The 231-nt window shown below is 73.2% G+C and carries 1 protein-coding gene; it reads right to left on the bottom strand.

Annotated elements, in window-relative coordinates; genetic code table 11:
• Positions 1–11: 11 nt before the first annotated feature.
• On the bottom strand, positions 12–231 hold a 220-nt coding region (locus tag CVH10_RS26475), incomplete at its 5' end, for a hypothetical protein (RefSeq protein WP_219925138.1).

Here is a 231-nt window from a genome sequence, read left to right as displayed (position 1 = left end):
GCGGCGTCGCCCTACTCCACCGGCGCCACGGCGATCCGGATCGTATCGTCGGCCGCATCGCTCACCAGGAGGGTGATCGGCGCGGTGCCGAGCTGGAACCGCACGCTCATCGCCAGCATCGGGCAGCCGGGTCGCAGCGTGCTCGCGAGCGGGGGCCGGGTGGTCCGGTCGTCCTGGCTCACATCGATCCAGGCCCGGTCCGACAGGGTGACCTGGTAGGCGCCGGGAGCG

The organism is Halomonas sp. ND22Bw (genome assembly GCF_003011945.1).
GTDB classification, from domain to species: domain Bacteria; phylum Pseudomonadota; class Gammaproteobacteria; order Pseudomonadales; family Halomonadaceae; genus Halomonas; species Halomonas halophila.
Note: the sequence above shows the minus strand (reverse complement) of the source record. Positions and strands in the feature narration are given on the sequence as shown.